At 39.3% G+C, this 18,789-nt stretch carries 12 protein-coding genes and 4 pseudogenes; 9 read left to right on the top strand and 7 right to left on the bottom strand.

The window, feature by feature from the left end; translation table 11 throughout:
* Positions 1–76 precede the first annotated feature (76 nt).
* On the bottom strand, positions 77–970 hold the full coding sequence (locus tag LOS73_RS05345) for an AraC family transcriptional regulator (protein ID WP_033028504.1): 894 nt from the start codon (positions 968–970) through the stop codon (positions 77–79).
* Positions 971–1,132: 162 nt separating this feature from the next.
* Here LOS73_RS05345 and exaC point away from each other — a divergent pair, with 162 nt between their 5' ends.
* The 5 genes from exaC (at position 1,133) to LOS73_RS05370 (ending at position 7,567) form a co-directional block, all read left to right on the top strand.
* The gene (exaC, locus tag LOS73_RS05350) at positions 1,133–2,653 is read left to right on the top strand and encodes an acetaldehyde dehydrogenase ExaC (protein ID WP_457934621.1); all 1,521 of its coding nucleotides are present in this window, start codon (positions 1,133–1,135) and stop codon (positions 2,651–2,653) included.
* A 350-nt stretch (positions 2,654–3,003) separates the two neighbouring features.
* On the top strand, positions 3,004–3,381 hold the full coding sequence (locus LOS73_RS05355) for a Tse2 family ADP-ribosyltransferase toxin (RefSeq protein WP_033028505.1): 378 nt from the start codon (positions 3,004–3,006) through the stop codon (positions 3,379–3,381).
* Positions 3,378–3,611, top strand: coding sequence for a hypothetical protein (locus LOS73_RS05360; protein ID WP_007379016.1), 234 nt, complete (start codon positions 3,378–3,380; stop codon positions 3,609–3,611). Before LOS73_RS05355 ends, LOS73_RS05360 begins: the two co-directional genes overlap by 4 nt.
* Positions 3,612–4,246: 635 nt before the next feature.
* Positions 4,247–4,987 (top strand): TIR domain-containing protein, encoded by a 741-nt coding sequence (locus tag LOS73_RS05365; RefSeq protein ID WP_457934622.1) that lies wholly within the window; start codon positions 4,247–4,249, stop codon positions 4,985–4,987.
* A 1,107-nt stretch (positions 4,988–6,094) separates the two neighbouring features.
* On the top strand, positions 6,095–7,567 hold the full coding sequence (locus LOS73_RS05370; protein ID WP_457934623.1) for a S41 family peptidase: 1,473 nt from the start codon (positions 6,095–6,097) through the stop codon (positions 7,565–7,567).
* Between the two features lie 51 nt (positions 7,568–7,618).
* Here the strand turns inward: LOS73_RS05370 and LOS73_RS05375 are convergent.
* Positions 7,619–8,239: pseudogene (locus tag LOS73_RS05375) on the bottom strand (TonB-dependent receptor); the annotation flags it as partial.
* A gap of 239 nt (positions 8,240–8,478) precedes the next feature.
* Here LOS73_RS05375 and LOS73_RS05380 point away from each other — a divergent pair.
* On the top strand, positions 8,479–8,763 hold the full coding sequence (locus LOS73_RS05380; protein WP_007377189.1) for a hypothetical protein: 285 nt from the start codon (positions 8,479–8,481) through the stop codon (positions 8,761–8,763).
* 35 nt (positions 8,764–8,798) lie between these two features.
* Here LOS73_RS05380 and LOS73_RS05385 read toward each other — a convergent pair.
* Positions 8,799–8,972 (bottom strand): annotated as a pseudogene (locus LOS73_RS05385) (IS110 family transposase); the annotation flags it as partial.
* A 926-nt stretch (positions 8,973–9,898) separates the two neighbouring features.
* Between LOS73_RS05385 and LOS73_RS05390 the strand changes: the two are divergent.
* Both LOS73_RS05390 and LOS73_RS05395 read left to right on the top strand, forming a co-directional pair.
* Complete coding sequence (locus tag LOS73_RS05390) at positions 9,899–10,252, top strand: MerR family transcriptional regulator (RefSeq protein ID WP_096794380.1); 354 nt, start codon at positions 9,899–9,901, stop codon at positions 10,250–10,252.
* Positions 10,253–10,312: 60 nt separating this feature from the next.
* Positions 10,313–11,122 carry an SDR family NAD(P)-dependent oxidoreductase gene (locus LOS73_RS05395; RefSeq protein ID WP_033032216.1) on the top strand — a complete coding sequence of 270 codons (810 nt, stop codon included), beginning with the start codon at positions 10,313–10,315 and terminating at the stop codon, positions 11,120–11,122.
* Between the two features lie 39 nt (positions 11,123–11,161).
* On the opposite strand, the pseudogene LOS73_RS05400 reads toward LOS73_RS05395, so the two are convergent.
* Positions 11,162–11,335: pseudogene (locus tag LOS73_RS05400) on the bottom strand (IS110 family transposase); the annotation flags it as partial.
* Positions 11,336–11,397: 62 nt separating this feature from the next.
* Positions 11,398–12,300 (bottom strand): LysR family transcriptional regulator, encoded by a 903-nt coding sequence (locus LOS73_RS05405; RefSeq protein ID WP_008134514.1) that lies wholly within the window; start codon positions 12,298–12,300, stop codon positions 11,398–11,400.
* 130 nt (positions 12,301–12,430) lie between these two features.
* On the opposite strand from LOS73_RS05405, the gene LOS73_RS05410 reads away from it, so the two are divergent.
* On the top strand, positions 12,431–13,189 hold the full coding sequence (locus tag LOS73_RS05410) for an SDR family NAD(P)-dependent oxidoreductase (protein ID WP_457934624.1): 759 nt from the start codon (positions 12,431–12,433) through the stop codon (positions 13,187–13,189).
* A gap of 244 nt (positions 13,190–13,433) precedes the next feature.
* Here the strand turns inward: LOS73_RS05410 and LOS73_RS05415 are convergent, their stop codons facing one another.
* Both LOS73_RS05415 and LOS73_RS05420 read right to left on the bottom strand, forming a co-directional pair.
* Positions 13,434–16,367: a TonB-dependent receptor gene (locus LOS73_RS05415; RefSeq protein WP_457934625.1), complete on the bottom strand. Its 2,934-nt coding sequence runs from the start codon at positions 16,365–16,367 to the stop codon at positions 13,434–13,436.
* 242 nt (positions 16,368–16,609) lie between these two features.
* Positions 16,610–18,739, bottom strand: a pseudogene (locus LOS73_RS05420) (family 16 glycosylhydrolase).
* Between the last annotated feature and the right edge of the window lie 50 nt (positions 18,740–18,789).

Consider the following 18,789-nt stretch of genomic DNA (forward strand, 5'->3'; position numbering starts at 1 on the left):
CTCTTAGCCATTAAACAGGGTATTAATAAATTAACATATTCAGCGAGTTAGCAAAGTAAAAAATGAGATTTTAGGGCTAATGTCGGCACTCTTTAGGGGCAATGCCAAAGGTTTGTTTAAATAAACGGCTAAAATGACTCGCACTATTAAATCCAACATCAAAACAAACTTTACTAATTGCATGACCTTGTAGTAATTGAGTGCGCGCTTTTTTTAGTCTTAGCTGTTGTTGCCAAAGGGCTGGGCTAGTACCAAATGTGAGTTTAAATTGCTGATAAAACTTACTGCGGCTCATGCAGGCTATTTTGCATAAGGTATTTATGTCGAGCGTTTCATTTAAATGTTCTTCAATATAAAGCAGAGCATCACTAACGTTTGTTTTAAGGTGTGGTTTATCGCAGTTAGCCAGTAATAACTCACGGCTTTGTTGTTGTAATAAACGGGTGATCAATTCATTTAACGACAAGTCAATCAAGTAATGGCGTTGGGCACCTTGTTCGCTAAATAAATGCACCATACGCTCTAATAATTGCTGCGTTTGAATATTGTGTTGGGTGTGCACTAACTGCGGTACATATTCAAACAAGCTATCGTGTGCAAAGTTTTGCTGCATGTTTAGTGCATTAGCCACGCTCGTTATTTTGTCGGTGCTAATTTCAATGGCTAAACAGGTAGTTGGAGTGCTCATTGATGCTTGTGGAAAATCAATTAATACGCCTTGCTCTGGCGCTAATACAAACGACTCGTGTGGTAAAAATGCTTTATGGTATTGGCTGCTTTCTACGTGCATTACCTTTTTGCCGCTAAGCATTGCACAAAACAGTAACTCGTTTGAGTGCAGTGCCACCTTTTGCGCACTTTGATACGTGTCGTAAATACTCAGCTCACTGTTATCGGCCGCAAACGTGACTTTATTTTCAATTAATACATCAAGTTGTTGGCGTTTTTTGTTTAACTGAGATGTGTGCATATCAATCCTTTAGGTTTTTATTAATGTGGACTCACAGACAATTTTTGTGGACAGCTAATCAAGTTTTTAGGCGCTTGTTAGTTTAATGTCGATTAAATATAAAGCATTTTGATTTATATAAATGTTCGACCTTTAGCTAACAACAATAAAGAGAGCACACACATGATATATGCAAATCCAGGCAGCGACGGCGCACTTTTAAACTTTAAACAACAATACGGTAATTACATTGGCGGAGAGTGGGTAAAGCCAGTGAATGGCCAATACTTTGATAATATAAGCCCAGTAAACGGTAAAGTGTTTTGCCAAATACCGCGCTCAGATAAAGACGACATAGAGCTGGCACTCGACAAAGCACATGCAGTGCGAGCGCAGTGGGGCACAACGTCGGTGACCGACCGAAGTAACATACTGCTAAAAATAGCCGACCGAATTGAGCAAAACCTAGAGTTACTTGCCGTAGCCGAAACATGGGATAACGGTAAAGCAATTCGTGAAACACTCGCTGCTGACATTCCGCTAGCGGCTGATCACTTTCGCTACTTTGCAGGGTGCCTGCGATCGCAAGACGGCACAATAGGCGAAATAGACGAAACCACCGTTGCATATCATTTTCACGAACCACTCGGTGTTGTGGGACAAATTATTCCGTGGAACTTCCCTATTTTAATGGCTGCATGGAAACTCGCGCCAGCACTTGCTGCAGGTAACTGCGTAATTTTAAAACCGGCTGAGCAAACCCCAGCTTCTATTTTAGTGTTAATGGAAATTATTGGCGATTTACTCCCCGCAGGCGTACTTAATATTGTAAATGGATTTGGTAAAGAAGCAGGTGAAGCACTGGCCACAAGCAAGCGTATCGCTAAAATTGCATTTACAGGTTCAACGCCTGTGGGCTCACATATTTTGAAATGCGCTGCTGAAAATATTATTCCCTCTACGGTCGAGCTTGGTGGTAAATCACCTAATATATTTTTTAATGATGTAATGGAAAAAGACGACGCGTTTTTATCCAAAGCAATAGAAGGCGCCGTACTTGCTTACTTTAACCAAGGCGAGGTGTGTACGTGCCCATCAAGGCTTTTTATTCAAGAAGATATTTACGAGCAGTTTATTGAACGAATACTCGAACGTACCTTAAAAATTAAACGCGGAAACCCACTTGATAGCGAAACCATGGTTGGCGCACAAGCTTCAAAAGCGCAATTTGATAAAATACTGAGCTACATTGAAATAGGTAAAAAAGAAGGCGCTGAAGTACTCACTGGTGGTAATGTAGAGCAGCTAAGTGATGACTTAAACGGTGGTTACTACATACAACCTACGCTACTTAAAGGCACAAATGACATGCGTGTGTTCCAAGAAGAAATTTTTGGCCCTGTTATTTCTATGTCGACCTTTAAAGATGAAGCCGAAGCACTCGAGCTTGCCAACAGCTCTGAGTTTGGTTTAGGCGCCGGTGTATGGAGCAGAAACATGAACCGTGCTTATCGTATGGGTCGAAAAATAGAAGCAGGGCGAGTGTGGATCAACTGCTATCACATGTACCCAGCACATGCTGCATTCGGTGGTTATAAAAAATCAGGAATAGGGCGCGAAACACACAAACTGGCACTTGATCACTACCAGCAAACTAAAAATTTATTAGTGAGCTACAGCGAAGATCCGCTTGGCTTCTTTTAAAAAATTTTAATACAACAATCACTCAGTAATGAGCGCTGCATATTTGCGGCGCTTTTTCATTTTAAGGGGTCCATTGCACCACTTACTGCTTGTTGTAATACATAAATAGGATACTAATTGAATTAAAATGTTGAAACTTCAGGGCTTTAAATAATTCATTAACTGCGTTAAAAAAGTGATTTAATAATATGAGTTTTATAAAAAGCTGATTCATAGTTAGCTAGTTGTTTACATAAGATTATTTGATGGCTAAGATAAATACATCGTAATTTATGAAACTTTACGGTCTATAAAACGATAAAGGCCTCAGAGAGAGTAACTAACTTTTTGTCAACGATATGGAGATCATTATGTACCCAAAAGAATTTTACATCCTACCCGAAGAGCTTTTCCGCCTCGGAAATGCTTCAAGTCCTCGTCTATCGAATGTTCGAGCTCGTGATGTTGATGTTACAACCGTAAATGGAATTAAGGTTATTATCGCAAACGGAAAAGGGATCAGCGTTTTCGATATAGAAGGTATCAACAATGCACCAATGACTGGTTGGGTTTGGAGGTTTCCACCGAATACCCAGCCGCCTCATGGATTGAAGATGGTTCAGGATAAGCCACACCATTACTGTATTTCGCCCACTCGGAATATGCCGGTTGACAAGTTCAAGGGACTTCTTGAGGAAATGGCCCTAAAAGCATCTCGAGTATTTAAGAAAGAAGGAAAGATTGTATGAGTCAGTTCAAGCTTGAACTTGCAGGATCAGAGCTAAAATACGTGCTAGAGGGTCTCATAGCACTTGAACAAGAAATGGCAAAAATATGTGAAACGTCAGATGACTCAGATGAGATTGCTGATGTAGGCAATGATTTGATTGAGCTGCGCTTGTTACTAAATCCTTTGAAGGAGAGAGCCATCAGTCAGTTCGGAGATAGTATAACTGATTTTTCGCGGGATGAGTTATAAGTTAAAAAGTAAGTTTGGTGTCAATACCTAATTTTAAACCAATTTAGGGTTCCAGATGACACCATCTCTCACCATTAAATTCATGATCGCTACCAGCTTTCGTATGAACGCAATGATAAATAAATCACAAAGCACAATAAGCAACACACCCACCCTACGCAAAAAGCTGAGCAATGTAGACAAAATGAAAGTAAAAATAGACTGCCCAATAGGGCGACGACAGCTGTTTATTAAAGAATGGCAAGCGATTTTGCTGTATTGAACCGGCTTTTCTTTAGGTTAAAAGTGCAATATTACCGTCAACAAAGGCATGACACAGCCAAGCGAAAGTGAACGCCCAATGGCAACTGTATTGTCTTGTTCATAATATAGAAAAGCTGCAAAACACGATGCATTAAGAAGGGTAAGCGCTTTTACCCTAAATAAAAGCCACTCAAGTACCCGTAATACCGTCTAAAACGCCAATTAAAACAACACCAAACTCCCACTTTATATTCTGCATAAAATACAGTAATCGATTGAACCAAAATAGGAACTCAGCTATGGTTTGTTTATCAATAAAAATAAATAAAAAACGAGTTAATCTACAGGCTCGTTATGCACTTAAGCAATTCCATTATCCTCAAGGAGATTAAATGTCGTTTTCTAACATGTTAAAAGATTCATTAACTATTCATAAGGCTAGCGGTGAAACGATAGAAAATGTTAAAGGTAGTGTTCAGAAAAACAAAATATTTATTCAACGTTCAGATGTTCTAATTGAATCAACAGATATAATTAAACGTGCAATGTCAAACGGTGGCGTTGAAGAGTTCGAAGTAATCGAACCTGGATTTCATGAAGGTATGGGCAGTATCAAAGCAGGCTACCAAATGGAAGTCAAAAAAGTTCAAGCTCAACAAGTCAGTAATGTTAAGAAAATTAAGGAAGATGTTTTGAACAATAAAGTATTCATAGTACATGGTCATGATGACTTAGCAAAGGTAACACTAGCTCGCTTTCTTGAGAAAGTTGGACTTGAGCCTGTTATCTTGCATGAGCAAGCGAGTTCTAGCCAAACTATTATAGAAAAAATCGAATCACACAGTGATGTAGGTTATGCGATTGTTTTATATACACCTTGTGATACAGGCGCGAAGAATGGTAACGATCACGTTCCAAGAGCAAGACAAAATGTTGTATTCGAGCATGGCTATTTCATAGGTAAATTAGGTCGTTCTAAAGTTACAGCATTAGTAAAAGGGGATGTTGAAACTCCAAACGATATTAGCGGTGTCGTTTATATCGACCTTGATGATCGTGGTGCTTGGAAAATAGATGTTGCTAAAGAACTTATCAAAGCTAAATTCACTATTGATTTAAGTAAGGCAATTTAAGGTTACTTTATGTATTTATCAAGTTTGGAATGGGTTTTTGAGAGTTTAGAAAGCTGGATGAGAAGAGCCTCAACTAACATTGACACATATGGACGCTCCCTTGAAGTCAAGACGAGCTAATATATAAACATAAAAATAAATGTTTTTCTTTAATTATCATGTATCTCATATCACAGTAATGATGCGTCACAAGCTTGCTAAAAAGCAAAGGTACTGACATATATTCGAGCTATGGTCTCATGGTTATCATGCACCATGCTCCTAATGAGCTTCGTACCAAGGGACCTAAAAAATATTCACCCAAACGAGATTGAATCTCGTGTCTTTATCTGGTTAACCTTGGTTAGCGTGCGCTTTTTGTTTCATTATAAGAAGAAAATTAAACTAGACACCCAACATAAACTTTGCTCTTTTAGTCTAAATAAAAGCCACTCAAACACCGAAATCCCTTCCAAAAGACCAATTAAAACAACATTACACTCTTTTTTATATGCTGAGTAAAAGTACAGCAATAGATTGAACCAAAATAGGAACTCAGCTATGGTTTGTTTATTAATAAAAAACGAGTTAATTTATAGGCTCGTTATGTTCACAAAGAGTATGATGAAAAATCTAACTATTGGCTGGTTAATACTACTTCTTCTAATGAGAGGGGTTAAGTTGACTCAGGAACAAATTGTAGACGGGGAACTAAATGGTCTAACTATAGTTTCATCAGCGATTTATCTTTGTTTAGTAGCCGTTGCCATTTACGGCATAGTGTCTAGAAAGAATATTGGCTACTTTTCTACTTTGACCATACTAGGCTTTCTTAGTTTTGGTAGTGTGTTCGGCTTAATCTCATTGATACATACCCTGAACTATCCAGATTTCCTCGAGGAGTCTTTGTTCTGGATTATTTTAATTCAGGGTGTTGTTAGTTTTGTATTTTTTTGTGGTTGGGTTAAACACGGCAGGTTTCAAGTTGCCAAAACATAACAACTCGCCGTGAGGTGGGTAACTAGTAAAATTTGGCTATTGAAAACTTTAAAATGGTGCGCCTTTGAGCGGTATTAAATAAAACACGCATCTTAAATTATATATACCACAACATTTAAACGGATTTTTATGACTATAAAAACAAAAATAACCAATCATGTATTGCTCTGCGCTTTATTACTATCACCAGTTATAAATGCTGCACAAGAACCCATTCTACCTACTACACCTGAGCAGTGGCGCAGCATAACAGAGCGCGATATTAACGCGGCTTATAGTATTACTGCACAAAATCATCCTGGTATGTTCGATGTTAATAACCCAACTTTTCCTGGTTTATTAAAACAGGCAAAAGCTGAGGCACTTACATTGTCGGCTCAAGCAAGCGGGCCGCAGGCGCATGTTGCGGCAATTGCACGCTTTAGCACTGTGTTACAAGATGGTCATGCTGGTGCGTTTTCAAGCGTAGATAGACCCGCGCGCCGCTGGCCAGGCTTTAGTGCTGTTTGGCGAGGAGATGCGCTAAAAGTGTATTACAGCGAAATCAAAAATATTAGCAAAGGCGACGTTGTAAGCCAATGTGATGGGCAAAGCACTGATACCTTAATGCGTGAGAGAATATTTGAGTTTCATGGTGAAGTTGCACAACCTGGGCATTGGTGGCAGCAAGGTTGGCGGTTACTAAGTGACGAGGGCAATCCATTTTTAACTCCTCTAAAAGCATGTGAATTTGTTAAAGCCAATGGCGATACCTATACACACGTATTAAATTGGTCAGTAAAGCCAAAGTCAGCAAGCAAGCATTTAGAAAATGCATATAACGGTGATGAACTCCCCATTGATTTTACGTGGCCTGAAAAAAACATTGGTTGGATTGCTATGCCTAGCTTTTCATCAACCGATAAACAAACTACTGCCTACAATAAAGTGTTTGAAAAAATACAACAGCAACGTAGCAAGTTACTTACTGCAAAAGCCGTGGTATTAGATTTGCGCCATAACCAAGGTGGCTCATCTTATTGGAGTTCACAAATAGCAAAAGGATTATGGGGCCAAAAAGTAGTAGAGCAAAAAGCAAATAATACTTCTCAAAACACGCAAGTGTGGTGGAGAGCATCAAAAGATAATACTGACTATGTAGAGTCTTTATTGGACGTTGTAAAAGATCAATCCGAAGTACTGAAAACTCTCAAAACCGTCTCTACTGGCATGGCTTTATCACTTAAAAATGATGATCCATTTTATGTAGAGCAAGAAACTAATACGCTAAATAACATACCACAAAAGCCTTTAGTGAGTGACTTTAAAACCAAGGTGTTTGTTATAGTGCCGCCGCAATGTGCGAGTGCTTGTTTAGATGCGCTTGATAAGTTTAAGCTTTTTGAAAATACAACGTTATTTGGTGCACCAAGTAGCGCTGATTCTATGTATATGGAGGTACGCTTAGCCGATTTACCTTCAGGCTTAGGCAAAGTTATTGTGCCAAATAAAGTATATGTAAATAGAGCCCGTGGGGCAGGGGATTTTTACAAACCCGATGTGGCGTATAACGGCCTTGATTGGACAACCAATGTGTTGCTTGAGCAAATAAAAACGCTATAAAAAAAGCCGCTTGTTGTAACAAGCGGCTTAACCTTCTAACTAGGAAATAGTTTAGAACGTGTAACGAGCACCAATTGAGTAACGAGGACCGTATTGATTAGCAAATAAGAACTGCTCTTCGTAACGTCCGTAGCCTTCTTCGGTGGCATTGTTTAAGTTTATGCCATCAAAAAATACCGTTACGTTTTCGTTTACATCGTAGTTAACGCTCATATCCCATTGGCCATAAGCTTTAGCATATTGCGGAGGCGCATCAGCTGAACCTTGTGCTTGGCCTACACCAATTAGGTATGAGTCGCGCCATGCATAAGTAATTTTAACTGATAGGCCGTCTTTTTCGTAAAAGCCTTGGAAGTTAGCTGAGTCACTTAAGCCTGTAAGTGGTGCTTGTTGATCAAGGCTTTCGCTATCAAATTCAACATCGCCATCTACAAATGTCGCGTTAACACCAACACCAAAACCGGTTTCACCAATTAAGTGCTGTACTGCAACTTTAAAATCATCTACCGATTTACTGTCGGTGTTTTGTGGCTGGCTAATATTCCATGTAATTAGCGGATCGTCGCTGTTTGGCTCAACAACGCCATTTGCATTGCCGTAACCGCTGGCAATCATTTGTGCAAAAATAGCGTCGGTTGTTGCTTGCTCGCCACGTGATTCAATATCGCTTACGAAATAACAAATGGAATAAGAATAACAAAGACACCCACCTTAAATTTTGCACTTAACCACCGTAATTCCTTCCAAAAAACTAATTAAAACAACACCAAACTCCCACTTTATATTCTGCATAAAATACAGTAATAGATTGAACCAAAATAGGAACTCAGTTATGGTTTGTTTATTAATAAAAACAGATAGAAAACGGGTTAATCTTCAGGCTCGTTATATTTCAATGAAAGGAATCTACGATGAAGCCGTATAAAAATTTATCTACACAAAACTTACCTTTGCTATTGCTAATCACGAGGGTTACAACTGTTTTAGCGCTCATTGCTATTGTCGTATCAATTATTGCCTTTATCACATCTTTCTTCATGAAAACGGGATTTGGGATTAATCAATTGTTTGTTTTATCAACAGCTATATTTCCATCAGCCATGTTTGTTTTATTAGGCTCTGGCGTGGTGGCTGCAATTATCGCTTTTGAAGAGAGTTATCGTAAAAAATCCGAGGCGTATATTGCATCACTTTGAAATCTAAGAACTCGCCCTGAGGTGGATAGCATGCGCTAAAGCTCACTTTCCACCGCAAATTTTAACAGCGGTGAACCCTTACTTTTCAATGAAGTTAAGGAAGTTGATTCGTCTTAAAGCGTACGTGTTTTCCAGTACCTAAATAGGATTCGTATCCACTTAAATGCCAATGATCTGATGATGGTATTATGGAATTTCACTTTGGTTTTTGCTGCCAACTATCCTGCCAATTTCACAAATGTTTGCCTTGAAAATTTAGAGTTAAGCCCTTTTACCCTAAATAAAAGCCACTCAAGTACCCGTAAATCCTTCCAAAACGCCAGTTAAAACAATACCAAACCAGCTTTTATATTCTATGAAAAATACAGTAATTAATTGAATCAAAATAGGAACTCAGCTATGGTTTGTTTATCAAAAAACAAATAAAAAACGGGTTAATCTACAGGCTCGGTATATTTTAAGGATAAAAAATTGAGTCTTGGAAGGTGGGATGACGCAATACTTAAAAGCCTCTTATTTGTGGGAATAGGCATTGCTGTCTGGGCTTTATTTACTGGTTTAGCACCATCATCAGTAAACGACCTTTTAGGGTTGGTTGTTACATTTTTACTATATGTGGGTGTTTATCTGTTTATTTCTATCGTAGGTTGGTTAGTAATTGGGTTTCCACTTCATTTTTTAATAAGCAAATACACAAATCGTTCCTATTTATATTATGCTGCTATACCAATGGCGTTTGTTCTACCGTCCTTGTTTTATAAAGGTTCATTGTTGTTTGGTCTCGCAGCACTATTTCAAGCCTTAATATTTCGTTTTTACGTTTACAAAAAAATACACCAAACGGATCAAACCTGATTCCGCAAGCAGGCCGGTTTTTTGCAAAACACACGGCGCAAAAAAGCGTCCAACTTGCTCCGCTGTTTATGCGGGCGTTATAACCCTTTTTAGTGGGGTGGCCGTGTTTAGAGGATTAGGTCAATGGAAAAACTCATTGAAGCCTGCTCACCAAGTTTACTCTTAAACGGGCTAATAACAGCTGGCTATTGTTCGTGCTTCACACATTTTAGCCAACGTTCTTTAGCCGTTTAATGTAAGCATTAGACGATTATCTATTCCATCACTCATAAGGATTACTATGTTAATAGGTCGTGTTTCTGAATTGACTGGAGCAACTCGAAAAGCTATTCGGTACTATGAGTCAATTGGTTTGATAACGCTTCCAAATAGAAAAGGTAGCTACCGTATTTATAGTAATCATGATGTCATGGTTATAAGTATGATTTGTCGTGCTAAAACCCTTGGGTTTAGCCTCGGTGAAATCAAGGACATAGTGTCAAAAAAAACGGAGGAAAAGAAACTTCCTATTGATTTGATTCACCTACTTATAGATAAAAAAATATCACTTTTAAAACAAGAGATTGACGAGATTTTGCTGAAAAATGAGAATTTGAAGCAATTTAAAATAGATTTAGTTAAAGAATTCACTTGACCTTCCCCTCAAGGGAAAGGCTTACAGTTAACTGATAATTAACTCATAGGATGATTTATAGTGAAAAAGCTGAATTTAGAAAACACAAATATATTAATTACAGGCGCATCTTCAGGCATCGGGAAAGAGTTTGCTAAACAACTCGCTAGCAAAGGAGCTAATTTAATCCTAACAGCCAGAACGCATAGCGATCTAATAAGTGTAGCGCAAGAGTTAGAGCGTGAACATAGGAATATTTGGATTAAAACTATTCCCGCCGATTTAAGTGAACTAAATGGCCCTAAAAAATTATTTGAACAAATAAATGATTTAGGCTTGTCAGTTGATTATTTGATTAATAATGCTGGTTTTGGAAAATTTTGTGAGTTTTCTGGTGAGAGTTTTGAAACTTATCATAAAATGTTGATGTTAAATGTTAATGCATTAGTTGAACTTACTCATTTATGTTTGCCTGCAATGGTAAATAAAAATAGCGGCGGAATTATTAATGTAGCATCTATTGGTTCTTTTCAACCTTTACCATACCAGACTGTTTATGGTGCATCTAAAGCTTTTGTATTAAGTTTTTCAGAGGCTCTTACCGGAGAATTATTAGATAAGAATATTCGCGTCATGGCCTTGTGCCCCGGTACTACAGAGTCTCGTTTTATGGAAAATGCTAATGCTGATACATCCAATATGAACTTGGCTCCTGCAAGCAAGGTAGTTAAATCTGCGCTCGCGGCTTACGAAAAAAATAGAATGTATACAGTATCGGGTAAGATTAATTACGTAGTCTCTTTAATACCTCGATTATTTTCACGTAAAAGGACAGTCAAAATAGTTGTTAGCATGTTTAAGGACAATGTATTGGGAAAAAGCTTAGTTTAAGGTTCATATAAGGACATGCCTTGAGGTGGACAGCAAGCACTAAAACTCACTTTCCACCGCAAATTTTAATAGTGGTGAACCCTTGCTTTTCAATACAGTTAAGTAAGTTGATTTATCGTAGGGCGTATGTGTTTTTAAACACCTAAACAGTATTCGTATCCACTTAAATGCTAATGTTCTGATGATGCTATTATGGGGTTTTCCTTTACTTCTTGCTGCCAACTATCGTGGCTAAGTAACGATGCTTTAGCGCAAAATGAATAACGCACAGATTATTACTTTGTAAAGACGCTCAATTGTTCTTCAAGCCAAAGCATAAATGCACTTACGCGCTTGGGTAGGTGGTGCCTATTTGGGTACAAAATATTGATTGGTAGGTCGGGCATCGCGTATTGAGGCAAAACTTGTATAAGTTCGCCAGATTCAAGGTATTTACTTATACCGTGAATAGGTGATTGAATAAGCCCGAAACCACTCAGTACTGCGCTTAAATATGCCTCTGAGGAGTTAACAGTAAGCTGGCTTTTCATCGTTATTGATTGCAATTGATTATTGCTATCTAAATATTCGAAACCCGGATCAGGGATACCAAGTGTTTGACTGTAGCGAACAATGTAATGATTTTTTAAATCGTTAAGAGTTTTAGGTAAACCATGATTTTTTACATAATAACGGCTTACGCAATTTAAAACTTTAAAGCTGCCCAAACGTCGTGCAATTAACGATGAGTCGGTAAGTTCGCCCACTCTTACTACGCAATCAAATCCTTCTTTAATGACATCTACTCGTCTATCGGAGCTGCCAAGTTCTATTTCAAGATTTGGGTGCATTTTTAAAAACGAACTTAAGTTTGGAATGATGGTATCTCGACTAACAGCTTGTGGCATATCTACACGTATTCGGCCTGTTAAACCTTTATCCTCACTTACAAATAAATTTTTTAAATCGTCAGCGTCGCTGATAATTCCTAGTGCACGTTGATAAAATAGCTCACCGTCTGAAGTCATATTTACAGTGCGTGTAGTACGGTGTAATAAACGCGTATTTAATGTACTTTCAAGCATGGTTACTGCTTGCGATACACTTGACTTAGGAAGATTTAAGCTTGTTGCTGCTTTAGAAAAACTACTGAGTTGCGCTACTTTAATAAAAATACGTATTGCGTTTAGGTCTTTCATAACACTGTTTATTGTTCGTTTATTTTGAACAGTGTAACTCTTTTCAGCCTGTTTATCTTTGTTGCTTGAAAAAATATACTGGCTTGGAAGTTATTTAACTCCCCGCTTTTATTTTCAACAGGATATAACAATGAACAAACGAATTGCAGTGATCACCGGTGGTAATCGTGGGCTTGGTAAAAGCACGGTGCTTTGCCTTGCAAAGCAAAATATCGATTGCATTTTTACTTACCGTCGTCATGAAAAAGAAGCAAAAGAGGTTGTAAAGCAAGTACAGGAGCTAGGCTCTAAAGCGGTTGCATTGCAATTAGATGTAAGTGATATGCTCGGCTTTGAGGGTTTTGCACAACAACTACAAAATGTCCTGCAGACTCATTGGCAACAAAGTGAGTTTGATTACTTAATTAATAATGCAGGGGTGGGGCTTACTAGCAGTTTTGCAGACACAAGTGAATCAACTTTTGATACGTTAATAAATATTAACTTAAGGGGAGTATTTTTTGTTACCCAAACATTGTTGCCCTTTATAAAAAACGGTGGTCGTATTATTAATTTATCAAGTGGTTTAACGCGTTTTTCATTACCCGGTCATATTACTTATGCAATGACCAAAGGTGCAATAGAAGTAATGACAAGGTATTTAGCTCAAGAACTTGCACCTAAAAATATTACGGTAAATGTTGTAGCCCCTGGTGCAATTGAAACCGACTTTGGTAATGGCGTCGTTCGTGATAACGATGAAGTAAATGCGTTTATTACATCACAAACGGCAATGGGCAGAGTTGGTGTAACAGACGATATAGGGCCTATGATTGCTAACTTATTAGCGGGCGAAAACCGTTGGATGACAGGCCAACGACTTGAGGTATCGGGCGGTATGTATATGTAATCATACCAACCGGCATGAATCTTTGAGCAATTTAGTGAATTAAATTTCACTATAGCGTCGTCTAAATTTTTCTTTAGAACAACTATGTACAAAAATTTTTGCCCAGCTCTAGCGTAATTTTCTTAACGTTAAATAGTCCCCATATATAAACAGATTGGTATCACTTATTAAAAAATTATGACTTTAGACAATAAAAAACCGCTCGGTGAGCGGTTTTTTGCATTTTTTACTAAAGGAAATTTAGTTAGAACGTGTAACGAGCACCAATTGAGTAACGAGGACCGTATTGATTAGCAAATAAGAACTGCTCTTCGTAACGTCCGTAACCTTCTTCGGTTGCATTATTTAAGTTTATGCCATCAAAAAATACCGTTACGTTTTCGTTTACATCGTAGTTAACGCTCATATCCCATTGGCCATACGCTTTAGCATATTGCGGAGGCGCATCAGCTGAACCTTGCGCTTGGCCTACACCAATTAGGTATGAGTCGCGCCATGCGTAAGTAATTTTCACTGATAGGCCGTCTTTTTCGTAAAAACCTTGAAAGTTAGCTGAGTCACTTAAGCCTGTAAGTGGTGCTTGTTGATCAAGGCTTTCGCTATCAAATTCAACGTCGCCATCTACAAATGTTGCGTTTACACCAATACCAAAACCGGTTTCACCAATTAAGTGCTGAACAGCAACTTCAAAACCATCTACCGATTTACTGTCGGTGTTTTGTGGTTGGCTAATATTCCATGTAATTAGCGGATCGTCTCTGTTTGGCTCAATAACACCATTTGCATTGCCGTAACCGCTGGCAATCATTTGTGCAAAAATAGCGTCGGTTGTTGCTTGCTCGCCACGTGATTCAATATCGCTTACGGCTTGTAAGTAACGAGGGCCGTTTAAAACATCGTACAAGCCATCAATAGTGGTTTGCGTAATGGTGGTTTGAATAAAGTTATCAACATCTTTTTTAAAGTAACCAACAGACGCGTAGCTGCCTTCTGCGTAGTAATACTCAAATGATAAATCAAGGTTTGTTGATTCAAATGGCAATAAGTTTGTATTACCTTGGCTACCTGTACGAGAACCTGGTTTTGGGCTGCCTGTTAAGCTGCGGCCACCGGCCAAATTACCTAGTGGTGCACGCGACATTGTTTTACCCCAAGATACGCGGGCTACTACGTCTTCAGTTAAATCAACACTTACGTCGATTGAAGGCAGTAAAACATCGTAATCACCTTGTTGCTCTAAGAAGTTATCATCGCCGCCAGCAGCGTATTGCATGATCCACTCTGAAGCGCTGATCCAATTAACTTGATCTTCAACGCGTTGACGTACAGTACTGGTTACGTCTGTTTGCTCATAGCGTAGGCCTGCATTTACTTTTACGTAGTAGTTACTTACGTCAAATTCCCAGCTTGATTGAACATAAAAGCTATTAGTGATTTCTTCTACGTAGCTTTCGCTGTCAATACCATCCATATAGGCATTAGCTGCGTATGCATCGCCGCCTGTTACATCTGCTGTTAAATAAGCAATTTGGCGTGCAACTGCTTCATCGAAGTCATACGTGTAGTAGTAATTAGGTTGTAAGTCGTTACCGCCGCCAGCAAATTGGTCTAAAAGACCCGAGGTATCGTGGCGAGTAAACATGCTATCTGGGAATATTTCTGTATACGACGGGTTAAAACCAGGGCCACCTACTAAACCACTCCACGCGGTGTAACCACCAGTGTTTTGCTCAGTACGTGATGCGCCAAATTTAACTTTAACTAAACCAATGTCGTAGCTTTCGTTATACCACGTAGTATGTAGTTGTAACTGTTCAATGTTTGACTCACCCGGTGAGTGAGTAAACTGACTAAAGTTTGAGTCAATTTCGCCTGATGTTAGTTCGCTTGTGCCGTTTAACCAGTTAACTTGAGCACTTGGAATATCGCCTGTGCGGTAATCGTAAATTTTATTAGCAAGCTGATCTGAGCCCAAAATCACTTGGCCGGTACTGCCTAGCCCGTCATCGGCGCCGTTGTCAGTCTCATTTTTAGAGTCGTGGTAATCAAGCTCTACGTGCCATGTGTCGTTAATTTCCCAATCTAGGTTTAAACCAAGTGAGCGTGCTTTTACTTCTGTAGTACCTTTATTGGCTGTGAATGACGCATCGTTACCGCTAATATCAGCATAAACAGCTGTACCATTTTCATCTAGTTCGTAGCCATTAATATTGCTACCAAAGTCGTTCCAAATACCCCAACCAATACTCTGAGAACCTGTTACAGCTTTACTTGCAGTGTAATCAAGTGTTGCTACAAAGCCATCTACCGGTGCGTATTGAAAAGTAACTTGCCCATTTGTACGTTCACGTTCTACATCTTCAATAGAGTAGTTCATGTCTTTAGGGAAGTAGTAGTTACCAGCAGGGTCTGTGCGGTTATCAACGACGTTGCTGCTATCTAATTCAGGTAAGTCTACGTTTGCCTGCCAGCCTTGAATATTGGCACTTTGTTTTTGAAAGTCACGCTCTTGGTGCGAAAATGAAAAACCAAAACCAAAAGTGTCATCTACAAAAGTATTGCTATAAACCGTAGAAAACTCTGGTGTTACGTTATCACCAGCTTCGTTTGACGAGTCGTGGTTTGCTTTAACGGTTGCTGAAAAGTTTTGACCCGGCTTTTGAAAAGGGCGCGCAGTAGAAATATTTACCGTTGCACCTAAACCACCGCTTGGCACGTCTGCACGTGCTGTTTTAAATACTTCAAGCGCACTTACGCCTTCAGAGGCGATGTTTTCAAGGTTATACGAACGTGTATAACCAGTGCCCGGCATTTGGCGACCATTTAAGGTAATTAAGTTAAACTCAGGACCAAAACCACGTACTGTAATTTGGCTACCTTCACCGTTTGCACGACTTACCGATACACCGGTAATACGTTGTAATGATTCTGCTAAATTGGTATCTGGGAATTTACCCATTTCTTCAGATGAAATGGCATCTACAATGCCAGAAGAGTCGCGTTTCATATCCATAGAACGAATAAGTGAACCACGAATACCTTTTACTTCAATAACTTCTACATCAGATGAAACGCTGGTTTGTGCTTCTGCCGCAATAGCTGTGTTTAATGTGCTCGCAGCAATGATGAGAGACACAGAAGCCGCAAGTTGGCTCTTTTTAAAATTGAATGTGTTCATAATAGCTCTGCTTTATAAAATGTTGTTCAAGAGTGAAGGTGCTGTGTAATACCAATTTTATTAAAAATATGATCATTCTATCGCATTAAATAACTCACTAACTGCGTTAAAAATTATTTATATAGAACAACTATATGTCACAATTTTCGCCTTGTTATTGTGCTATTTTCTTAGCGCTATAATAGGTCTCTTGTTTAATGCAATTGGTATAAACACCTAAATTTTTGTCAGTGAAATCTAAATTATGGGTTTGAAATTTTTACATTATCAACACGGTATACTGCGCCAGCGCCTTGGCCCCAATTAGGAAAAATCATTAATACATCTATCGAACTTACATCTAAACCGGCAGTCGATAAGTCAGAAAGCGTATAAGTATATGTTTGCCATTCGTTTAAAATAGGGGCAATGCCTTCAACACTTTCAGTAAGTGCAAGCTCTACAGCAGAATCACCTTCGTTTGACTCAACTTTGAAAAACCATGGAGCATCGGGTGTGCTTGGCATACTTGTTACTTTCATATCGAATGTAATTTGACCAACCGTTATGATAGCGCTTGCATCAAATGCTTCGCCGCTCCCGCCAACAGATGTACGGCTATTAAAGCCCATTACAGTAGGCGTATCGTTTATTGTAAACTCTGCAGTTATACCATGTTGTTCATCATCCATTGCTTCCACTGGCGTAGAGCCGCTACAGCAGTCCCACATTGGCCAATCAAGATTTTGGGTATCAGAGAACACATCAAGTTCTGGGAAATCTTGAGTTATTTTTACATCATCAACTCTATAAACAGCACCGTTACCAGTGCCCCATGCAGGGAAAATCATAACTACATCAATAGCACTAATATCTAAGTTTGCTGCAACAAGATCCGATAATTTAAATGTGTATATTTGCCATTGGCCTACAACAGGCGCAATACCTTCAACGCTTTGGGTAATAGGCAATTCGGCTGCAGTAGGGGCATCTCCTGCGCTTTCAAGCTTTATAACCCAGGTAGAGTTTGGGTCCGCTGGAGCACTCATTACTTTCATCTTAAATTGAAAGTATCCTTCTGCTAGAAGTGGCGTTGCATCAAATGGAGAGGCAACACCTGACTCATCAGTAATATTCTCAGTTCTTGAAATAAAGCCGTTTACCGTTGGGTTTTCACCAACACTAAATTCAACAGTATTACCTTGCTGTTCATCAACAACTATTGCAGGAGTTGAACCTCCGCAACAATCCCATGCAGGCCAATTAATATTAAAAGAATCACCAAATATGGTTAATGGAGTAACTCCTCCAGCTATAGGAACTGGTGCCTCACCCTCAAGTAAGGCATCGTCTAGGCTATCGTAGCCTGGACGCACGGTTTCACAGCCTTTACCTGTATCAGGATCTGATGCACATTGATAAACACGCACGTAATCAATAGCAAAGGTTTGGCCGTTTTCAAATGCGCTAGCGTCTACACCTAAATCATTAACGTTTTCAGGCCAGTCGCCGCCTACTGCTAGGTTTAGCAATAAGTGAAAGTCTTTATCAAATGGTGCGCTATCCCAATGCGTTGTAAGTTCGCCAGAACCTTGTTCAAAGTATTCTGCAAACCAACCACGATGTTTTAAGCCTGCAGGCTCATTTTTGGAATTATATAAAACCTCAGATTGACGCTGAGTTGCGTATAAGTAGCCATCAACGTACCAACGAATTTCGCCTTCTTGCCATTCAACAGCATACGTGTGGAAATCATCTGCCGGATTAGTATCTTCAGGGAATTTAAATTCTTTGCCCGTAGAGCTGTTATCTGGCCACGCGCGTCCGTAATGAAGGGTGCCGTGGATACTAGACTCGATACCGCCATCTTCATCCGGTGTTTTAAGGTTTACTGATTCTAAAACATCTATTTCGCCAGAACGAGGCCAAGTGCCGTAAACTTCATCTGTTGGCAGCATCCAAAATGCTGGCCAGCTACCTTGTCCTGATGGAAGTTTGGCGCGCACTTCAAAGCGACCATACGTAAAGTCAGCGTTGTAACGCGTATTTAAGCGCGCTGAAGTGTAAGGTTTTTCTGCACCTTCTTCAGCGGGTTAGGGCAACAATGTTTAACACACCGTCTGCAATAAATGCATTTTGCTCGCTGTCGGTGTAACACTGTTTCTCGTTGTTTACCACCGCCATCGCAGTTTAATTCATAGTTCCATTTGTTTGTATCAATGGCTGAGCCTTCAAACTCGTCGCTCCAAACCATTTGCCAATCTGATACTGGCTCAGAGGCATCTACATTTTCAAAATTTGATTTAGTGGCAGAGTCTCCACCACAGCCAGCTAACGTAACTAAAGAGAATAGCGGCAAGTAAACGTGTAATGTGCGTTGTTTCAATGTTCATAACTGAACCCCGGTTTCAACAGATTATTGTCAGATTAATTGTTTTTTGAG

This window comes from Pseudoalteromonas sp. SCSIO 43210, from assembly GCF_054133285.1.